The sequence below is a fragment of the Winogradskyella sp. genome, assembly GCF_025210595.1.
Lineage (GTDB): Bacteria > Bacteroidota > Bacteroidia > Flavobacteriales > Flavobacteriaceae > Winogradskyella.
The window spans coordinates 1-15304 of record NZ_JAOARH010000002.1 but is presented as its reverse complement, the minus strand read 5'-3'; the positions used below and the strand labels follow the sequence as shown (position 1 = coordinate 15304).

Here is a 15304-nt window from a genome sequence, read left to right as displayed (position 1 = left end):
AAGGTAGGGTTTTTTGTTTCTATGTTGTCTTTATAAATAGAAACCAATGAAAAAAGAAAATTTACATAATAGTTCCGATACATTTTTAGCTAAATGGTTAGAAGGTGAGCTTACAGATAAGGAGCTAAAGCACCTGGTGAGTGAGGAGGATTATTTTGCTTATTTAAAACTACGAGAAGGTTTTAATGTGAAGCAAAAACTAGATGCTTCAACGGATGCTTCGTTTATGAAAATTAAAAATCGTATTGAAAAAAAACAGCCAAAAGTTAAGCCACTTTATACCAATTGGGTTGTTGGTATTGCGGCTTCAATTGTAATATTATTTGGGTTGTTTACTTTTTTAAATGATAGTGAAGTTATCATAGAAACTGGTTATGGTGAAAACAGAACGATTGCACTTTTAGATGGCTCTGAGGTTATTTTAAATTCTAAATCTAAAATAATTTACGATGAAGAGGATTGGGAAAATGACCGTAAACTTTATCTTGAAGGCGAAGCTTATTTTAAAGTAGCTAAAGGAGAAACATTTGTGGTAAATACTAACAATGGTTCTGTGTCTGTTTTGGGAACACAGTTTAATGTTAATACTACTAATGGGTTTTTTGAAGTTGTATGCTACGAAGGAAAAGTACAAGTGAAAACAAAGCAATCTAAAAATATCCTTTTACCCAATAATGCTGCTAGAAGTATAAATGAAAGCCCTATAGATTTGTTTGGAAATTCTGAAAGAATGCCTGCTTGGGTACATGGTGAAAGCACCTTTAAAAGTGTACCAATTCGTTATGTTATAAAAGCTTTAGAGGATAAATATAATGTAGCGTTTAATACCGAAGCAATAGATGATTCAGAAACATTTACTGGTAGTTTTCCGCACGATAGTTTAAGTATTGCATTAAAAACAGTATTTGAAACACTCAATATTACCTATAATGAAAAAGAAAAACGTAACATTAAATTAAGATATAAAGAATGAGGTTAATATATATCTTAGTCTTAATGTTACTACCTACAATAGCCTTTTCTCAAGAAGAGGCTTTTTACATTGAGCTTAAAGATGTAGCGTTGCAAGATGCTATTAAAAATATAGAACAAACTTATGGCGTTTTGTTTTCGTACAAAGATGATTATGTAAAAGATAAAAGGGTTTCATTAACTCAAAAGAAAAGAACACTATTAGAAGTTTTAAATGCATTACAAAAACAAACTACGCTTAGTTATAGAGTTATAGAAAAACGTTATGTTGTTGTTAGCTTACCTCAAGAAAAAATAGAAAAAACGGAAGTATTAGATCAAGTACTTGTTAAAAGTTACCTTACAAAAGGTATAGAAAAAAATAGAGACGGTACCTATAAACTATATCCTTCTCAATTAGGTATATTACCTGGTCTAACAGAGCCAGATGTCTTAGAAAGTATTCAGTTATTACCTGGTGTATTGAGTCCTAACGAAACCGCTTCTGGTTTTTTTGTTAGAGGTGGTTATGCAGATCAAAACCGATTAATTTGGGATGGTATAAATATTTATCATAAAGGTCATCTTTTTGGAATGATATCTCCTTTAAATCCTAATGTAGCATCAGAGATTAAATTTATTAATAAAGGTACACATGCCAAGTATGGTGAACGTGTATCGTCGGTTATAGATATTAATTCAAAGCATATAATAACAAACCGCTTTAATGCAGAAATAGGTGTTAACGGAGTTAATGCAGATGCTATTTTAGATATACCAATTATAAAAGATAAGTTAAGTGTTCAGGCATCGTTGAGAAAAAGCTATACAGATATTTATGAAACTCATACCTTTAGTCAATTAGCAGATAAAGTATTTGAAAGTACAAAGATTAATCAAAATGAAGATGGCGATAATAATTTTTCATTTATAGATTATAATATAAAGCTAAATTATAAACTCAATTCTAACCATAGTTTTTATACAAGTATTATAAATATTGATAATGAGTTAGATTACATCTCAATAGATTCTGAAGCAAATAGAGACTTTAACGACCTCTTAAAGATTAGAAATACAGGTTATGGAATAGGTTGGACTTCTAAATGGAATAATAAGCTAACGCAACAGACACAAGCTTATTTTTCTGATTACGAGCTCAATTATAATTATATAACTTTTGAAAATGAAGAGCAAGTATCTGATTTTGAGAAACGAAACACTATATTCGATTCAGGTATATCTACTGAATTAAATTACAATGCTTCAGAGCAATTTAATTACGACTTTGGCTATCAATATACATTAAAAGATGTTGCCTACGCGTTTTTAAATACTACTAACATAAGTTTTATACTCGATTCAGAAGAAAACATTGTGCAAACCCATAGTGCTTTTGTGAGCGCAGATTATAATAACCCTAACTTTTTAGATGTCTCATTTGGTCTAAGAAGTACTTATTTTCAAGAATTAGATGCTATGCGAATAGAACCTAGGTTATTAATATTTAAAGATCTTAATGAACGTTTTAAGCTACAAGCCAGTGCAGAAATTAAAAACCAAATTTTAAGTGAAATAGATGAAACTGTTTTTAGCGATTTGTCTTTAGAGAACAGAGTTTGGCGTGTGGCAAATGGCGATAATTCTCCAATAATAAATAGCAAACACGCATCCTTAGGTTTAATTTATTCTAAGGGTGGTTTTAGTATAGACTCTGATATTTATTTCAAACGCATGAAAAATATTTCAGCGTTATCTTTAGGCTTTTTAAATCCTGAAAATATAGGTTTTAATAAAGGAAATCAAAATGTTATTGGTACAGATGTATTCCTGAAAAAACGATTTAATGGGTTCAATTCTTGGATAAGTTATTCTTACAATAGAGCAAAAAATAAGTTTAAGACTATAAACGATAGTAAATCTTTTAACTCTAGAACAAACATTACCCATGCCATATCTACAGCTTTAAGTTATAAAACAAAAGGACTTCAAGTAGCTTTAGGATGGAAATGGCAAACAGGAAGACCATATACTATTGCAGAAGAAGGTTCTAATGGTTTAGAGTTTAATAATGGTATTAATACTGGACAATTACCTGTTTATCATCGTTTAGATCTATCTTCAACATATTCGTTTAAGATATCTAATAAAAATGCATTAAGAGGCAAGATAGGTTTTTCAGTTAGGAATTTATATAACCGAAATAATCTTATTTCTAGAGAATACAGAGGTAACAATAGTTTGAATGATTCTGTAGAGTTAATAGAGCGCTATTCTATTGGTATTACACCAAATTTTATGTTTAGGTTGTACTTTTAATAAAAAAGTCTTCAATTACTGTATATAACTGAAGACTTCATATTTGATTGATTGATTGATTGATTGATTGATTGATTGATGAAAATTTATTTAGAATCTAATGTTAAGATCTAAGTTGTTGTCTTTTACTTTAAACTTAGCGTCTTCATATTGTGGTGGTCCAAAAGACATAGGGTTATTAGACATTCCGTAAGATTCTAATGGCATACCATTTTCTCTAAAATCCATACGCTTATTATCGTTTTCATCGTGTAGTGCTATAATGGCATACTCTCCAGATAGAACATTTTCAAAAGTAGCGGTTGCTTTTCCGTCTTTGATATTTGCCTCTGCGCTCTTAATACCTTTACCTTTCATAAAGGTTTCAGAGGTGTGCAGAGACATTACCACTTTTCCGTTGTTATTAGCAACGTTATCTATAGTAACTGTGATAGTAATGCCTTCATTTTCTTGAGAAAAACCAAATAATGTTGTTAAAGCTAATGCGAATGTTAAGATTAAATGTTTCATAATGTAATGTGTTAATGGTTATATGTTTTTTGTTTGATGATTCAAATATCTAACAAACTTAAAATAAGACATAAACGTTCTTACCGAATTGTGTTTTTATGAGGATGAGTTGTTAAGTTGTTTACACGTTTAATCGTGGATTTGTTTAATTGTTGAGATGTTTATTAGTGTATTTGTTTAGTGGATTATTAAGTTATTTATTTTCACTAATCACTAATCACTAATCACTAATCACTAATCACTAATCACTAATCACTAATCACTAATCACTAATCACTAATCACTAATCACTAATCACTAATCACTCATGTCTAATTTCTCACGCCTAAACCCAATTTACAACAACCCTCTCGCTTTAATCTCCAAATACTTATTAATAGTATTGATTGTTAAATGCTCTGGTGCAGTTAATATTGTTTGAATACCATGTTTCTGTAGCTCACTAACGATTAGTTTTTTCTCGTACACAAACTTTTCGGCAATGGTTTTTTGAAAAATATCAAATGTGTTATGAGCTTCAATATTGGTTAATTTGTCTAGCTCTGTATTTTCAAAAAAGATAACAACTAGTAAATGATTTTTTGCTATAGATTGAAGATATGGTAATTGGCGATGAAGCGCATCTAAAGTTTCAAAATTAGTGTAAAGTAACAGTAAGCTACGTTGCGTAATGTTTCGTTTTATATCAATATATAATCTTGAAAAATCCGATTCCGAAAAATCTGTTTTTATATTATATAAGGTTTCTAAAACTTTGTTCATTTGAGAAGGTCTACGCTCAGCAACAACTTTATTTTCAACCTTTCTAGAAAAGGTAAACATACCTGCTTTATCTTGTTTTTTTAATGCAACATTACTAATAACTAATGTAGCATTAATGGCATAATCTAAGAGACTTAACCCTTCAAAAGGCATTTTCATTGCTCTACCTTTATCAATAACACTGTAAATAGGTTGTGAACGTTCATCCTGAAACTGATTAACCATTAACTGATTGCGTTTTGCAGTCGCTTTCCAGTTAATGTTTCTTATATCATCACCAGTAACATAATCTTTAATTTGTTCAAATTCCATGGTATGACCAATACGACGTATTTTTTTTAGGCCATATTCAAATAGCTTATTAGAAAATGCAATAAGCATGTATTTGCGCAATTGTAAAAACGAAGGATAATTTGGTACCATAGCGTCTTTAGCAAACTGAAAGCGTCTGGTTACAAAACCAATTGGTGAATTAACATATGTGTTGAGGTTGCCAAAGTAATATTCGCCTCGTTCTAAAGGTCTTAAGGTATAAGTAATTTTCTTTTCCTGATGTGTGTTGAGATGTGTGTTTATTTCAAAATCGCGCTTTTGATATTGAAATGGCAACTCATCTATAAGTGTTAGATTGGTTTTAAAATTATAGTTGTTAGTGAGTGTTATTTCAATAGGATTATCATCACCATTACTTAGTTTTTCTGGTAAAATTCTAGAAGCAGAGATACCCTTTTGTTTAAATAGTAATATGAGGTCAATTACAACCAAACCAACAGCTACAAAAAACAGAATAGTAACGATTGCCAATAACCCTGGGAATAGGTAAGACAAGATAAACAATGCAACAAATACAATAGCTACAAGAAAAAACCTAAAGGTTAAATATGTATGTTTAAAAAACCGTTTCACTATCTCGGAATCTCAATGGTTTCAAGAATTTGGTCTACAACTTTATCTACTGTAAATGCTTCCATTTCGCGTTCTGGTGTTAACACTAATCTGTGTTTAAGAACAGCTTTAGTACAACGTTTTATGTCATCTGGTGTTACAAAATCTCTACCGTTAATAGCAGCATTTGCTTTTGAAGCATTTAAGATAGATATAGATGCTCTTGGTGAAGCTCCCAAATAGAGGTTTCCGTTGTTACGTGTGTTGTTAACAATAGAAGCGATATAGTTTAGCAGGTTGTCTTCTACTACAATTTGTTTTATTAAATCTTGGTATTTTTTAATAGAAGCAGACGATAATATTGGTGAAATTGTATTTAAATCCATAACGTCTTTTCTTTGATGATTTTCCATTAAGATTTGCACTTCGTCTTCTAGAGAAGGATAATCTACTTCGATTTTAAATAGAAAGCGGTCTAATTGTGCTTCTGGTAATCGGTAAGTGCCTTCTTGCTCTATTGGGTTTTGAGTAGCAAATACTAAAAATGGTAATTCCATATTATAGCGTGTACCATCCATAGTAATTTGGCGCTCTGCCATTACTTCAAACAGAGCGGCTTGTGTTTTTGCAGGTGCTCTATTAATTTCATCTATAAGAACAATATTAGAAAAAATTGGGCCTTTTTTATATTCAAACTCACTGGTTTTTACATTGAATATAGAGGTGCCCAAAATATCACTAGGCATTAAATCTGGTGTGAATTGAATACGATTAAAATCGACATCCATAGTCTTAGCCAAAAGTTTTGCAGTAACTGTTTTTGCTACACCAGGAACACCTTCTATAAGTGAGTGACCATTGGTTAGAATAGAAATGATTAATAGCTCAATCATTTCATTTTGCCCTACGATAAACTTGGCAAGTTCTTGCTTTATTTGTGCTACACTATCTTGAAGTGGTTTTAAATTAATACGATTTTTAAAACCTTCATTAGTTGCGTTTACTTCATTAGTGTTTGTGTCATCCAAGTTTTCTGAAGATGGTTTATATTGTTCTTCCATTATCTTGTGTGTTTTGTAAAGTGTTCTATTTTTTTATTTAACTCTATTAGTTCTTGTTCTGTATGGTTGGTCTTCGATTTTAAAAAGACTAAGTAATCGATTAATACTTTAGTGTCTTCCTTTGTGTTGGTAGATTTTACACTTAGTTTTTCAATAAAATGAACGTTTAATTGATTGGTATCTAAGTAATAATTTCTGCGTACAAATTCTAAAAAGTATTCTATCTTCTTTTTTATGATGTTGGTGAAATCTCCATGTTGATAATAAAGTTCTCCTATGGTTCTTGTAAAATCTACAGTACTATTTTCTAGTTTATTTATAACGGGTATAATACGTTGCGTACGTTTTCCTCTAAAGATGACAAATAGTATAAGGCTAAACATACTGATATAAAAAGCCCATTTTAGAGCAGTGCTTTGTAATATATAACGTAGCGGACTGGTAATAACTTTACGACCGCTTTTGTAATTATTATCCCAAATAATTTGTTGCTTTGGAAGATAGGATAAAACCGTAGCAGTGTAATCTTCCTTATCGTTCAAAAGATGATAATTTGTAAATGCAAATGGGTTAGTGTGTAATATAAACTGACCGCCTTTTTCACCTACATCAACTTTTATAAAATTAGGGTAGGTTTCTTCAACATCATCGTCACCTTTTGCTGTTACAGTACCTAAAATGGTTGTCTTTAAAGTATCAATAGAACTAAAGCGGCTATTCTCAATAACATCTTTAAATTTTTTATTGTTTTTTTGAAGGCTTGGACTCGAGAATTTATGCTCAGATTCTTTTTTGTAAAAATTACCATATTGCCTAATAATAGCAATGTTTAAAGAGTCTATTGCTTGTGAATAAATATAGTTGAAACTCATAAACACGGTATTTCCTTTTTCTGCAAAATTGAGCAATGCGTTAGATTCTTCTTTATCGAAGCTAAGGCGATTGTTAATAAATACCAATGTCTTTGGTGTTGTAGTGTCTACACGTTTTAAGTATTCGTATATAGTACGGTCTGAAGTTAAAATTTCATCATCTGAAAAAGTATCTAATTCATTAAAAAGAATATAGCAACCAAGCGGAATTTTATCAACAGCAGAGTAGGAGTCTCGCCAATTTATAGCTTTTGGTTTGGTAACTTCTGCAATCATCATTAAAACAATTACAGTGCCAATGATGTATAACGCTATTTTAGAACGCTTATCCATGCTGAGTTGTTTTTATGAGTTGGTTAAAATCGTCTTTATTTTTATTAAAACGTTCTTTGTCTATAGGAAATTCACCATACCAAACATAATCGTAGATATACGAAACACGCTTAAACAGAGTCTTTAATTTTAAATCTTTTATTTCATTAAGATAATCATTGTTGGTTTTATCGTAATGCCATTCTATTGTTTTTTTATGAGCTAAAGCTTTTAAAGATTTTAGATACATATAGCGTGTAGCCAACCTATAATTGTTTTCTTTTAGAGCTTGTTTTATAAGTTTGTCAAAATCGATTTGTTCTATGTTTTCTTCAACATAACTAAAGCCTTCAATGGTTTTAGCTTCGGTTTTAAATACTGAGCTGATAGGTGTTTGTAGTAGGAACTTTATTAGAAGATAAAGTACGATAACTCCTAAGAGACCATAAATGATGTATTCTAGAGTTTTGTAGTCTAACCAATCTACTTCAAATCCAAAAATATCACCTAACCAATTAAAAAACGTTCTAAGGATACGTTGTATTAAATTGATACCATCAGTGTCATTAATAGAGTAATTAAACTCGCTACCAGTATAATTCTCTTTAAAATTCTCTTTAAAGTAAGTAACCTCTATTTGAGAAGAGTCTTTTTTGATAATAGCATCTTGTGCATTTACTATAAGTGTATTAATAAATACAAAACAACCAGTACTAATATGTTTTAACGTAATCTTACTCATTAATACCTATTTGATCAATTTTTTTCTTAAGAAATACGTTGTGTTTTAACTCATAAAGATTGTAATACAAAATGCCATAGGATATTTGAGATAATGCTTGCGTATAAATAAAAGAAAGTAAAAATGCTGCAAAACCAAATGTAAATACCAAAGTAGCAAATGTGTTTGTGGTAAAATCTATACTACTTTCAATAGAAAAATAAGCATAAATTCCAATAATAAATCCAGGTATAGATAGTATTAGAACAGTAATCATCATATTAAGAATGCCTATTACTAGTCCGTATAAAACGATTCTCCAAAAATTTGAAAACGTAAAGTTAAATCCTTCAGAAATAGCTTCACCAAAACTTTTTTTAGTAGAAAAAATAGACATAAACGTTAAGCCAAAAACAGCTGTCATTGTAAAGCTTAATCCGTATTGAATAAGCATACCTAGGAGAGGTATAAAAGATACTACCATAGATATTACAATATATACAATGTACATAAGCCCACCAATAAGAATGAATATAATTATTGAACCGATATTATCTATAATACTTTTCCAAATGTTTTTTGAGACAATTTTTCCTTCATTATTAACATATTCAGCTATATAAGAGCTTGAGAAGCTATAATTAATTAGCGAGGTAACAAAAACAATTAATAAAAGAATAATAGCACCAGCTATGAAATAACTTTCGGTAGCTACATTACTTCCCATGCCAAACCTAAAATCTCGACTGGCTAAGCCCATAAAACCAGTAACTAATAAATACGAACAAATTAAAGTAAGAATAATACTTACCGCATTGTATTTTAAATATAAACTAGTGTAGGATTTAAAGTTATGTTTAAGAAATAAAAAATAGGTGTTTATAATATCACCAAATGTACTTCTGGTTCTTAATTCTATATAGTTTTCGTTCACGTTAACTTGGGTGTTAATTGGCTTTGGGCTTTATTCAATAATATAGGATAAATGATATAATAATAAACAATAATAAAAAGTGAAATAAAAATGATACTATAAGCTAAAAGCCAAGGCATTTGTTCGCCATAACGTGTTATAAATCCTTCTATAAAACCTGCGATGATAAAAAAAGGTATGGTGCTTACTAAAATTTTTAATCCATCTTTGGCGCCTTTCATAAAGGCAACACGTCTAGAGTAGGTTTTAGGAAATAAAAAACTATTACCCATCACCAAACCAGCACAACCAGCAATGACTATAACAGAAATCTCAATAGTACCATGCAGCCATACAGTTGAAGTTTTTTCTAAAATACCATAATTATAAAAGAAGGTAATAAACGAGCCAAGCATAATACCATTACTAAACAAAATCCAAATGGTACCAACACTAAAAAATACACCTAAAGCAAAAGCAAAAATGGCAACTCTAATATTGTTTATGGTTATGCCTAAAAAAGTACCAATATTACTCCCACTTTTATACACAGCCATTGGCTCACCTTTTTCAATGTTTTCAATCGTCATATTTACATAAGCATCACCAAGAATAAGTCTAACAAAAGAATCATCATTTAGTGTAGATACAACTCCAATAATTACTGCAGCAGTAAAGATTAAAAATGAATACAAAAGTGTTTTGTGGTATTGATAAAAAAACAAAGGAAACTCATCTCGGCAAAAAGAAATAATTTTGTTTTTTGATTCTCTTTTTGTGACATAAATTTTTTGATGAGCTTGTGAAGCTAGAGAGTTTAAATACAATAATGTCTTACTCTCTGGGTAATACGTTTGGGCATAAGATAAATCGTTTGTAAGTTGTATATAATAAGAAGCTAAATCATCTGGATTTATTTTCGCATTATTATGTAATGCGTTTTCAAAACCAATCCATTTTTCCTTATTTTGCTTTACAAAAGCTGCCTCGCGCATAAATCATTTTAATTTAAAACGAATATACATTTCCATGAGCAAATTAGCAATTAACACTGCACAAAATGTTAACCTAGATTATAAGCTAATTGGTTTGGGAGAACGTATGGTGGCCTTTTTAATTGATGGTGTTATTTTATTGACATATATGACCATTATGGAGAATCTTGTAAATCTCTCTGCAATTTTTGATGCAGACGCATGGACAAGACGAGGCTTTTTAGGATTATTTACATTGCCAGCGTTGTTTTATTCAGCTTTATGCCATATTATTTTTGGAGGGCAAACCGTTGGGAAAATGATTATGAAGATTAAAGTGGTACGTTTAGATGGTTCACCAACCCAATGGTATAATTTTATGGTACGTTGGATGTTGCGAATTATAGATATTTGGTTATTCTTTTCATCTATTGGGATTTTAAGCATTTTATTATCGGATAGAAAGCAACGTGTAGGTGATTCAGCAGCAGGAACAGTTGTTATTAGTGTGAAGAAAAAGCATAAGATAACTAGTACAATTTTAGAAGATATAGAAGATGATTATCAGCCTGTTTTTAGTAATGTAACACAGCTCACAGACAAAGATGTTAGGATAATAAAAGAAGCTTATACTATTTCTAAAAAGAATAACGATTTTAAAACGCTTACGTTGCTAAAAACTAAAATATGTGATACACTTGGGATAGAATCTAAGCTATATGATGTTCAGTTTATTGATACTATTTTAAAGGATTATAATTACTATACACAGAACATGTAATGTTTTTTCAAACTTTAGACATATTAGGAACCATTGCTTTTGCAATTTCGGGTGTACTTATTGCGATGAACAAACGCATGGATCCTTTTGGAGTAATCATAATTGCTTTTGTTACAGCAGTTGGAGGTGGAACATTACGCGATGTTATGGTAGGTATTGAGCCTGTGTCTTGGATGCGTAATATGATTTATGTCTATGTCATTTTTGCTTCAACTGTTTTTGCAGTAGTATTTAGAAACCAATTAAAACATTTAAGACGCTCTCTGTTTTTATTTGATACCATAGGAATTGGGTTGTACACAGTTGTTGGAATAGAAACAGGGTTAACGGCGGAATTGCATCCAATTATTTGTATGTTTTTGGGCACTATGACTGCATGTTTTGGTGGTGTAATACGAGATATTCTTTGTAATGAAATTCCTGTCATATTTAGGAAAGAAATCTATGCTACAGCCTGTATTTTGGGTGGACTTACATATTTTTTATTGAGAGAGTTTTTAGAAAGCCAAAATTCTCTTTTTGTTATAGCAGGTTTGGTGGTTATTGTTGTGAGATTACTCGCTGTTAAATTTAAGATAAGTCTGCCGAGTTTGTATAAGAATGAAGATTAATCTTATAATTTGGTTTTAAATCTGCTTTTATGAATAGTTCTTGCAGTTAGATTATTATTTGTTTCTACAAGCACACTCATGATGTTCATCAAGGTATGCGATTGTCTCTAAAGAAAGTTTTTCTAAAACCGTAATATTAATATCTGAAAGACTCTTAATATAGATACATGCCTTTCCCATTTTAAATTTCCCTAAGTCTTCTAGTAGATTTCTGCTATTATCTGTATCAGAATAAACATAAATAGAAAATTGAGCTTTTCGAGGTGAGAAACCTAGTAAAGGTGCATCTCCTTCATGACCACTTGCATATTTATAATGATATTTTCCAAAACCAATTATTGTTGGTCCCCACATTTTAGGTTCAAAACCAGACCATTTACTCAAGAGTTCTATCAGTTGATAACTGTCAGCTTTTTTTTGATCATTATCTACGTAAGATTCAATAAAATCAGTAACGTTTACTTCAGTTTCTTTTGTTTTGTTTTTTGCCATTTTACTATTTGTTTTACTTAGGTACAGGAAAACCTCTATCTCTCATCAATGCTTCAATTTTTGCATCTCTGCCTCTAAATTTTCTGTAGGCTTCAGCAGGATCCATAGCATTGCGTGGAGCAAATAAGTATTTTACTAGTTTATCAGCTACGTTTTTATCATAAAAACCGCTTGGTGCTTCTTTAAATGCTTCAGAAGCATCACTTGTTAAAACATCTGCCCACATATAACCATAATAAGCTGTTGCGTAACCTTCTCCAGAAAATACATGACCAAAGTGTGGTGTTCTATGACGCATTGGTAGTTCTTTTGGCATACCTAATTCGTCTAAGGTTTCACGTTCAAATTTATCAATATCAATATTTGATGGGTCTGCCAAGTGCAACTTCATATCAATTAAGGCAGAAGCTAAATATTCAGTAGTACCAAATCCTTGATTAAAAGTTGAAGCTTTTTTGATTTTTTCAACTAACTCAGCAGGAATAGACTCTCCAGTTTTATAATGTACCAAGTATGTGTTAATTACTTTATCTGTAGATAACCAACGTTCTAAAAGTTGAGACTGAAATTCGGTATAGTCTCTAACACCTCCTTGTAGTGTTGGGTATTTAACATCTGCAGCGAAGAAATGTAGTGCATGTCCAAATTCATGAAAAAACGTTGTAGCATCGTCCCAAGATACTAAAACGGCTTCACTAGGAGCGGGTTTTACAAAGTTTGAATTGTTTGATGCCAATACGTTAGTTTGTCCTTCAAAAGTTGTAGAGCTCCTGTATGTTGTTGCCCAAGCACCTGAACGTTTGCCTTCACGTGCATAAGGGTCTAAATACCAAAGTCCTATGTGTTTGCCAGAATCTTTATTGGTTACTTCCCAAACCTTTACATCTTCATGAAATACAGGAACTGAACCTTCTTTAATAGGTGTGAATTTATAATTGAAAATTTCTCCAGCAACAAAGAACATTGCCTCGGTAAGTTTGTTTAATTGAAGATATTGTTTCACTTCATCACTATCTAAATCGTATTTTTTCTTTCTAACTTTTTCGGCATAATAACGATAATCCCATGGTTCTATAGTAATATTGTCTCCTAATTCATTAGCTACTACTTGCATGTCAGCCACTTCTTCTTTAACTCGTGCAGTTGATGCTGGCCATACTTTAAGCATTAAATCCATAGCATTTTCAGGATTTTTAGCCATACGATTTTGTAATCTCCATTGTGCATAATTCTCATAACCCAATAGGCTAACACGCTCTTTACGTAATTTTAAAATTTCAGCAATAATCTTATTGTTGTCATACTCATCTCCGTTATCACCTCTAGAGTAGTAGTTTGCCCAAACTTGTTTCCTTAATTCTCGATTTGTAGAGTAGGTGAGAAAAGGATCCATAGAAGAACGCGTATTTGTAATAGCGTATTTACCATCTTGCCCTTTATCTGAAGCTATTTTTGCAGCCGATTTTATAAAACCATCAGATAAACCTCCGAGTTGATCTTTGGTTAAATACGTTACATAGTTTTCTTCATCATGTAAGACATTATTAGAAAACTTTGTATAAAGAGTAGAAAGTTCTTTGTTTATTTCTGCATAGCGTTTCTTTTTTTCTACATCTAGATTGGCACCATTCATTTCAAATTGTTTATAGGTAAGGTTAACCACACGTTGTTCTTGAGGTTCTAACGGTTTTTTTTGAGAAGCCTCATAAACAGCTTTGATACGCTGAAATAATTTTTCATTTTGAGAAATTTTAGAACGAAATTCAGAAAGTTTTGGTGCCAATTCTGCTTGTACCTTTCTAAACTCTGGTGTAGATTTATTACTACTCAAAATACCATAATAAGCAAATACACGATTTAAAGCCTTACCAGCGCTTTCCATAGCAACAATAGTATTTTCAAAACTAGGAGCTTCTGTATTGTTGGCAATAGCGTCAATTTCTTTTAATTGAAGATCCATGCCTTTTTCTACAGCTTCCTTAACATCTGCTACGTTCATTTTGTCAAAAGCAGGCACACCTTGATATGGACCTTCCCATTCTTGTAGTAAGACATTATTGGTCATTAATTTGTCTTTAGTCTTTGGTTCTTCTTTACAACTAGCAAATAAGATAATACTACCCATAATAGTAGCTTTTATTGATTTAGTAATCATTGTAGTTAGTTTTGTGAATGTTATACTGAGCTTAGTCCAAGTATCTAATGATTTACAAGATATTAAAAATAGCGTAGTAGAAATCTTAATTATTTTATAATTTCTACAGATCTAATGTACACATTATCTATAGGCCAATCTCCTTCGTCGGTTTTTACAGCATTTATTTTATCTACTACATCCATGCCTTTTATAACTTCGCCAAATACAGTATAGTCACCATCCAAATGTTTTGCTTTTTCTCTATTCACAACTATAAAAAATTGAAACGGTGAGGCTAATTTATAAGCATTTTCTATTTCGCTACTTGGCATTGAGATTGCACCTCGTTGATGCGAATAACCACGTTTGGTGTCTGGAGGTAATAAATATTTACCAATTTTTCGTCGTTTTTTATACAAATCTAAACCATCACTACTACCTCCTTGTATAACAAAGTTTTTAACGACTCTGTAAAATTGGGTATTATCAAAGTATTTTCGTTTGGTGAGATAGATAAAGTTAGCGCGATGAAATTTTGTTTTGTCATAAAGCTTAATATCTATGGTTCCAAAGTCTGTAGTAATCCTTACTTTATCTTCTTTATGTGCTTTAGAGTATTCTAAAAAGAACTCCATGGCATTATCATCGCTAAGAATAGGGAACTCAGGTGAAGATACCTTTTTATTGGTTTCTTTTGGTTTTTGAATAATAGAATCTTTTGGAGTGGTAGATGTGGTTTGTTTTGAAGATTGCTTATCTTCACAGTTCCATAAAAATAAAACGACAATTATAATTAATTGAAATCTCATAAATGCTTTTTAATACGTTTTTAGAATCTGTAGTAAAAATAAAACATCTCGAACTTTTGGGCGAAACATCTCATGCCAAAATGTCTCCTCCTTATAGATTAGAATTAGCTGAGCGTATGAGAGAAAAAGCGAAAAGCGCTAAGACAGCTGGTGTGTTGGCATTGTTTTATCCTAATGAAAGTAATGAAACATCG

The 15304-nt window shown here is 31.1% G+C and carries 14 protein-coding genes and 1 pseudogene; 5 read left to right on the top strand and 10 right to left on the bottom strand.

Going from position 1 to position 15304, the window contains the following annotated elements:
- The first annotated feature begins 46 nt into the window (after positions 1-46).
- The gene (locus N4A42_RS00110) at positions 47-973 is read left to right on the top strand and encodes a FecR family protein (protein ID WP_294068310.1); all 927 of its coding nucleotides are present in this window, start codon (positions 47-49) and stop codon (positions 971-973) included.
- The gene (locus tag N4A42_RS00105; RefSeq protein WP_294068308.1) at positions 970-3270 is read left to right on the top strand and encodes a FecR domain-containing protein; all 2301 of its coding nucleotides are present in this window, start codon (positions 970-972) and stop codon (positions 3268-3270) included. Before N4A42_RS00110 ends, N4A42_RS00105 begins: the two co-directional genes overlap by 4 nt.
- A 90-nt stretch (positions 3271-3360) precedes the next feature.
- Here N4A42_RS00105 and N4A42_RS00100 read toward each other — a convergent pair whose 3' ends face one another.
- From N4A42_RS00100 to N4A42_RS00070, 7 genes are all read right to left on the bottom strand, one after another.
- Positions 3361-3780, bottom strand: a complete 420-nt coding sequence (locus N4A42_RS00100) for a DUF2141 domain-containing protein (protein ID WP_294068306.1) — start codon at positions 3778-3780, stop codon at positions 3361-3363.
- Positions 3781-4116: 336 nt separating this feature from the next.
- Positions 4117-5448, bottom strand: coding sequence for a DUF58 domain-containing protein (locus tag N4A42_RS00095; protein ID WP_294068304.1), 1332 nt, complete (start codon positions 5446-5448; stop codon positions 4117-4119).
- Positions 5448-6455, bottom strand: coding sequence for a MoxR family ATPase (locus N4A42_RS00090; protein ID WP_294068339.1), 1008 nt, complete (start codon positions 6453-6455; stop codon positions 5448-5450). Before N4A42_RS00090 ends, N4A42_RS00095 begins: the two co-directional genes overlap by 1 nt.
- 32 nt (positions 6456-6487) lie before the next feature.
- A complete protein-coding gene (locus N4A42_RS00085; RefSeq protein ID WP_294068302.1) occupies positions 6488-7693 on the bottom strand; it encodes a DUF4350 domain-containing protein in 1206 nt (401 codons plus the stop codon).
- Positions 7686-8414 (bottom strand): hypothetical protein, encoded by a 729-nt coding sequence (locus tag N4A42_RS00080; protein ID WP_294068300.1) that lies wholly within the window; start codon positions 8412-8414, stop codon positions 7686-7688. The genes N4A42_RS00085 and N4A42_RS00080 overlap by 8 nt, the downstream gene beginning before the upstream one ends.
- On the bottom strand, positions 8407-9327 hold the full coding sequence (locus N4A42_RS00075; protein WP_294068299.1) for a hypothetical protein: 921 nt from the start codon (positions 9325-9327) through the stop codon (positions 8407-8409). Before N4A42_RS00075 ends, N4A42_RS00080 begins: the two co-directional genes overlap by 8 nt.
- Positions 9324-10301 carry a stage II sporulation protein M gene (locus tag N4A42_RS00070; protein ID WP_294068298.1) on the bottom strand — a complete coding sequence of 326 codons (978 nt, stop codon included), beginning with the start codon at positions 10299-10301 and terminating at the stop codon, positions 9324-9326. The genes N4A42_RS00075 and N4A42_RS00070 overlap by 4 nt, the downstream gene beginning before the upstream one ends.
- A 34-nt stretch (positions 10302-10335) precedes the next feature.
- Here N4A42_RS00070 and N4A42_RS00065 point away from each other — a divergent pair, with 34 nt between their 5' ends.
- The gene (locus N4A42_RS00065) at positions 10336-11061 is read left to right on the top strand and encodes an RDD family protein (protein WP_294068297.1); all 726 of its coding nucleotides are present in this window, start codon (positions 10336-10338) and stop codon (positions 11059-11061) included.
- On the top strand, positions 11061-11672 hold the full coding sequence (locus N4A42_RS00060; RefSeq protein WP_294068296.1) for a trimeric intracellular cation channel family protein: 612 nt from the start codon (positions 11061-11063) through the stop codon (positions 11670-11672). The genes N4A42_RS00065 and N4A42_RS00060 overlap by 1 nt, the downstream gene beginning before the upstream one ends.
- Positions 11673-11726: 54 nt before the next feature.
- Here the strand turns inward: N4A42_RS00060 and N4A42_RS00055 are convergent, their stop codons facing one another.
- The 3 genes from N4A42_RS00055 to N4A42_RS00045 all read right to left on the bottom strand — a co-directional run bounded on the left by N4A42_RS00055 (position 11727) and on the right by N4A42_RS00045 (position 15110).
- On the bottom strand, positions 11727-12164 hold the full coding sequence (locus N4A42_RS00055; protein ID WP_294068295.1) for a DUF1801 domain-containing protein: 438 nt from the start codon (positions 12162-12164) through the stop codon (positions 11727-11729).
- A 13-nt stretch (positions 12165-12177) separates the two neighbouring features.
- The gene (locus tag N4A42_RS00050) at positions 12178-14319 is read right to left on the bottom strand and encodes a M3 family metallopeptidase (protein WP_294068293.1); all 2142 of its coding nucleotides are present in this window, start codon (positions 14317-14319) and stop codon (positions 12178-12180) included.
- A gap of 89 nt (positions 14320-14408) precedes the next feature.
- Positions 14409-15110 carry a peptidylprolyl isomerase gene (locus N4A42_RS00045; RefSeq protein WP_294068291.1) on the bottom strand — a complete coding sequence of 234 codons (702 nt, stop codon included), beginning with the start codon at positions 15108-15110 and terminating at the stop codon, positions 14409-14411.
- Between the two features lie 2 nt (positions 15111-15112).
- On the opposite strand from N4A42_RS00045, the pseudogene N4A42_RS00040 reads away from it, so the two are divergent.
- Positions 15113-15304 (top strand): annotated as a pseudogene (locus N4A42_RS00040) (coenzyme A pyrophosphatase); the annotation flags it as partial.

Bases quoted from the DNA above. Each gene is read 5' to 3' on its own strand.
- N4A42_RS00055 (WP_294068295.1), bottom strand. From the start codon at position 12,164: ATGGCAAAAAACAAAACAAAAGAAACTGAAGTAAACGTTACTGATTTT.
- N4A42_RS00060 (WP_294068296.1), top strand. From the start codon at position 11,061: ATGTTTTTTCAAACTTTAGACATATTAGGAACCATTGCTTTTGCAATT.
- N4A42_RS00080 (WP_294068300.1), bottom strand. From the start codon at position 8,414: ATGAGTAAGATTACGTTAAAACATATTAGTACTGGTTGTTTTGTATTT.
- N4A42_RS00050 (WP_294068293.1), bottom strand. From the start codon at position 14,319: ATGATTACTAAATCAATAAAAGCTACTATTATGGGTAGTATTATCTTA.
- N4A42_RS00045 (WP_294068291.1), bottom strand. From the start codon at position 15,110: ATGAGATTTCAATTAATTATAATTGTCGTTTTATTTTTATGGAACTGT.
- N4A42_RS00110 (WP_294068310.1), top strand. From the start codon at position 47: ATGAAAAAAGAAAATTTACATAATAGTTCCGATACATTTTTAGCTAAA.
- N4A42_RS00085 (WP_294068302.1), bottom strand. From the start codon at position 7,693: ATGGATAAGCGTTCTAAAATAGCGTTATACATCATTGGCACTGTAATT.
- N4A42_RS00105 (WP_294068308.1), top strand. From the start codon at position 970: ATGAGGTTAATATATATCTTAGTCTTAATGTTACTACCTACAATAGCC.
- N4A42_RS00100 (WP_294068306.1), bottom strand. From the start codon at position 3,780: ATGAAACATTTAATCTTAACATTCGCATTAGCTTTAACAACATTATTT.
- N4A42_RS00070 (WP_294068298.1), bottom strand. From the start codon at position 10,301: ATGCGCGAGGCAGCTTTTGTAAAGCAAAATAAGGAAAAATGGATTGGT.
- N4A42_RS00065 (WP_294068297.1), top strand. From the start codon at position 10,336: ATGAGCAAATTAGCAATTAACACTGCACAAAATGTTAACCTAGATTAT.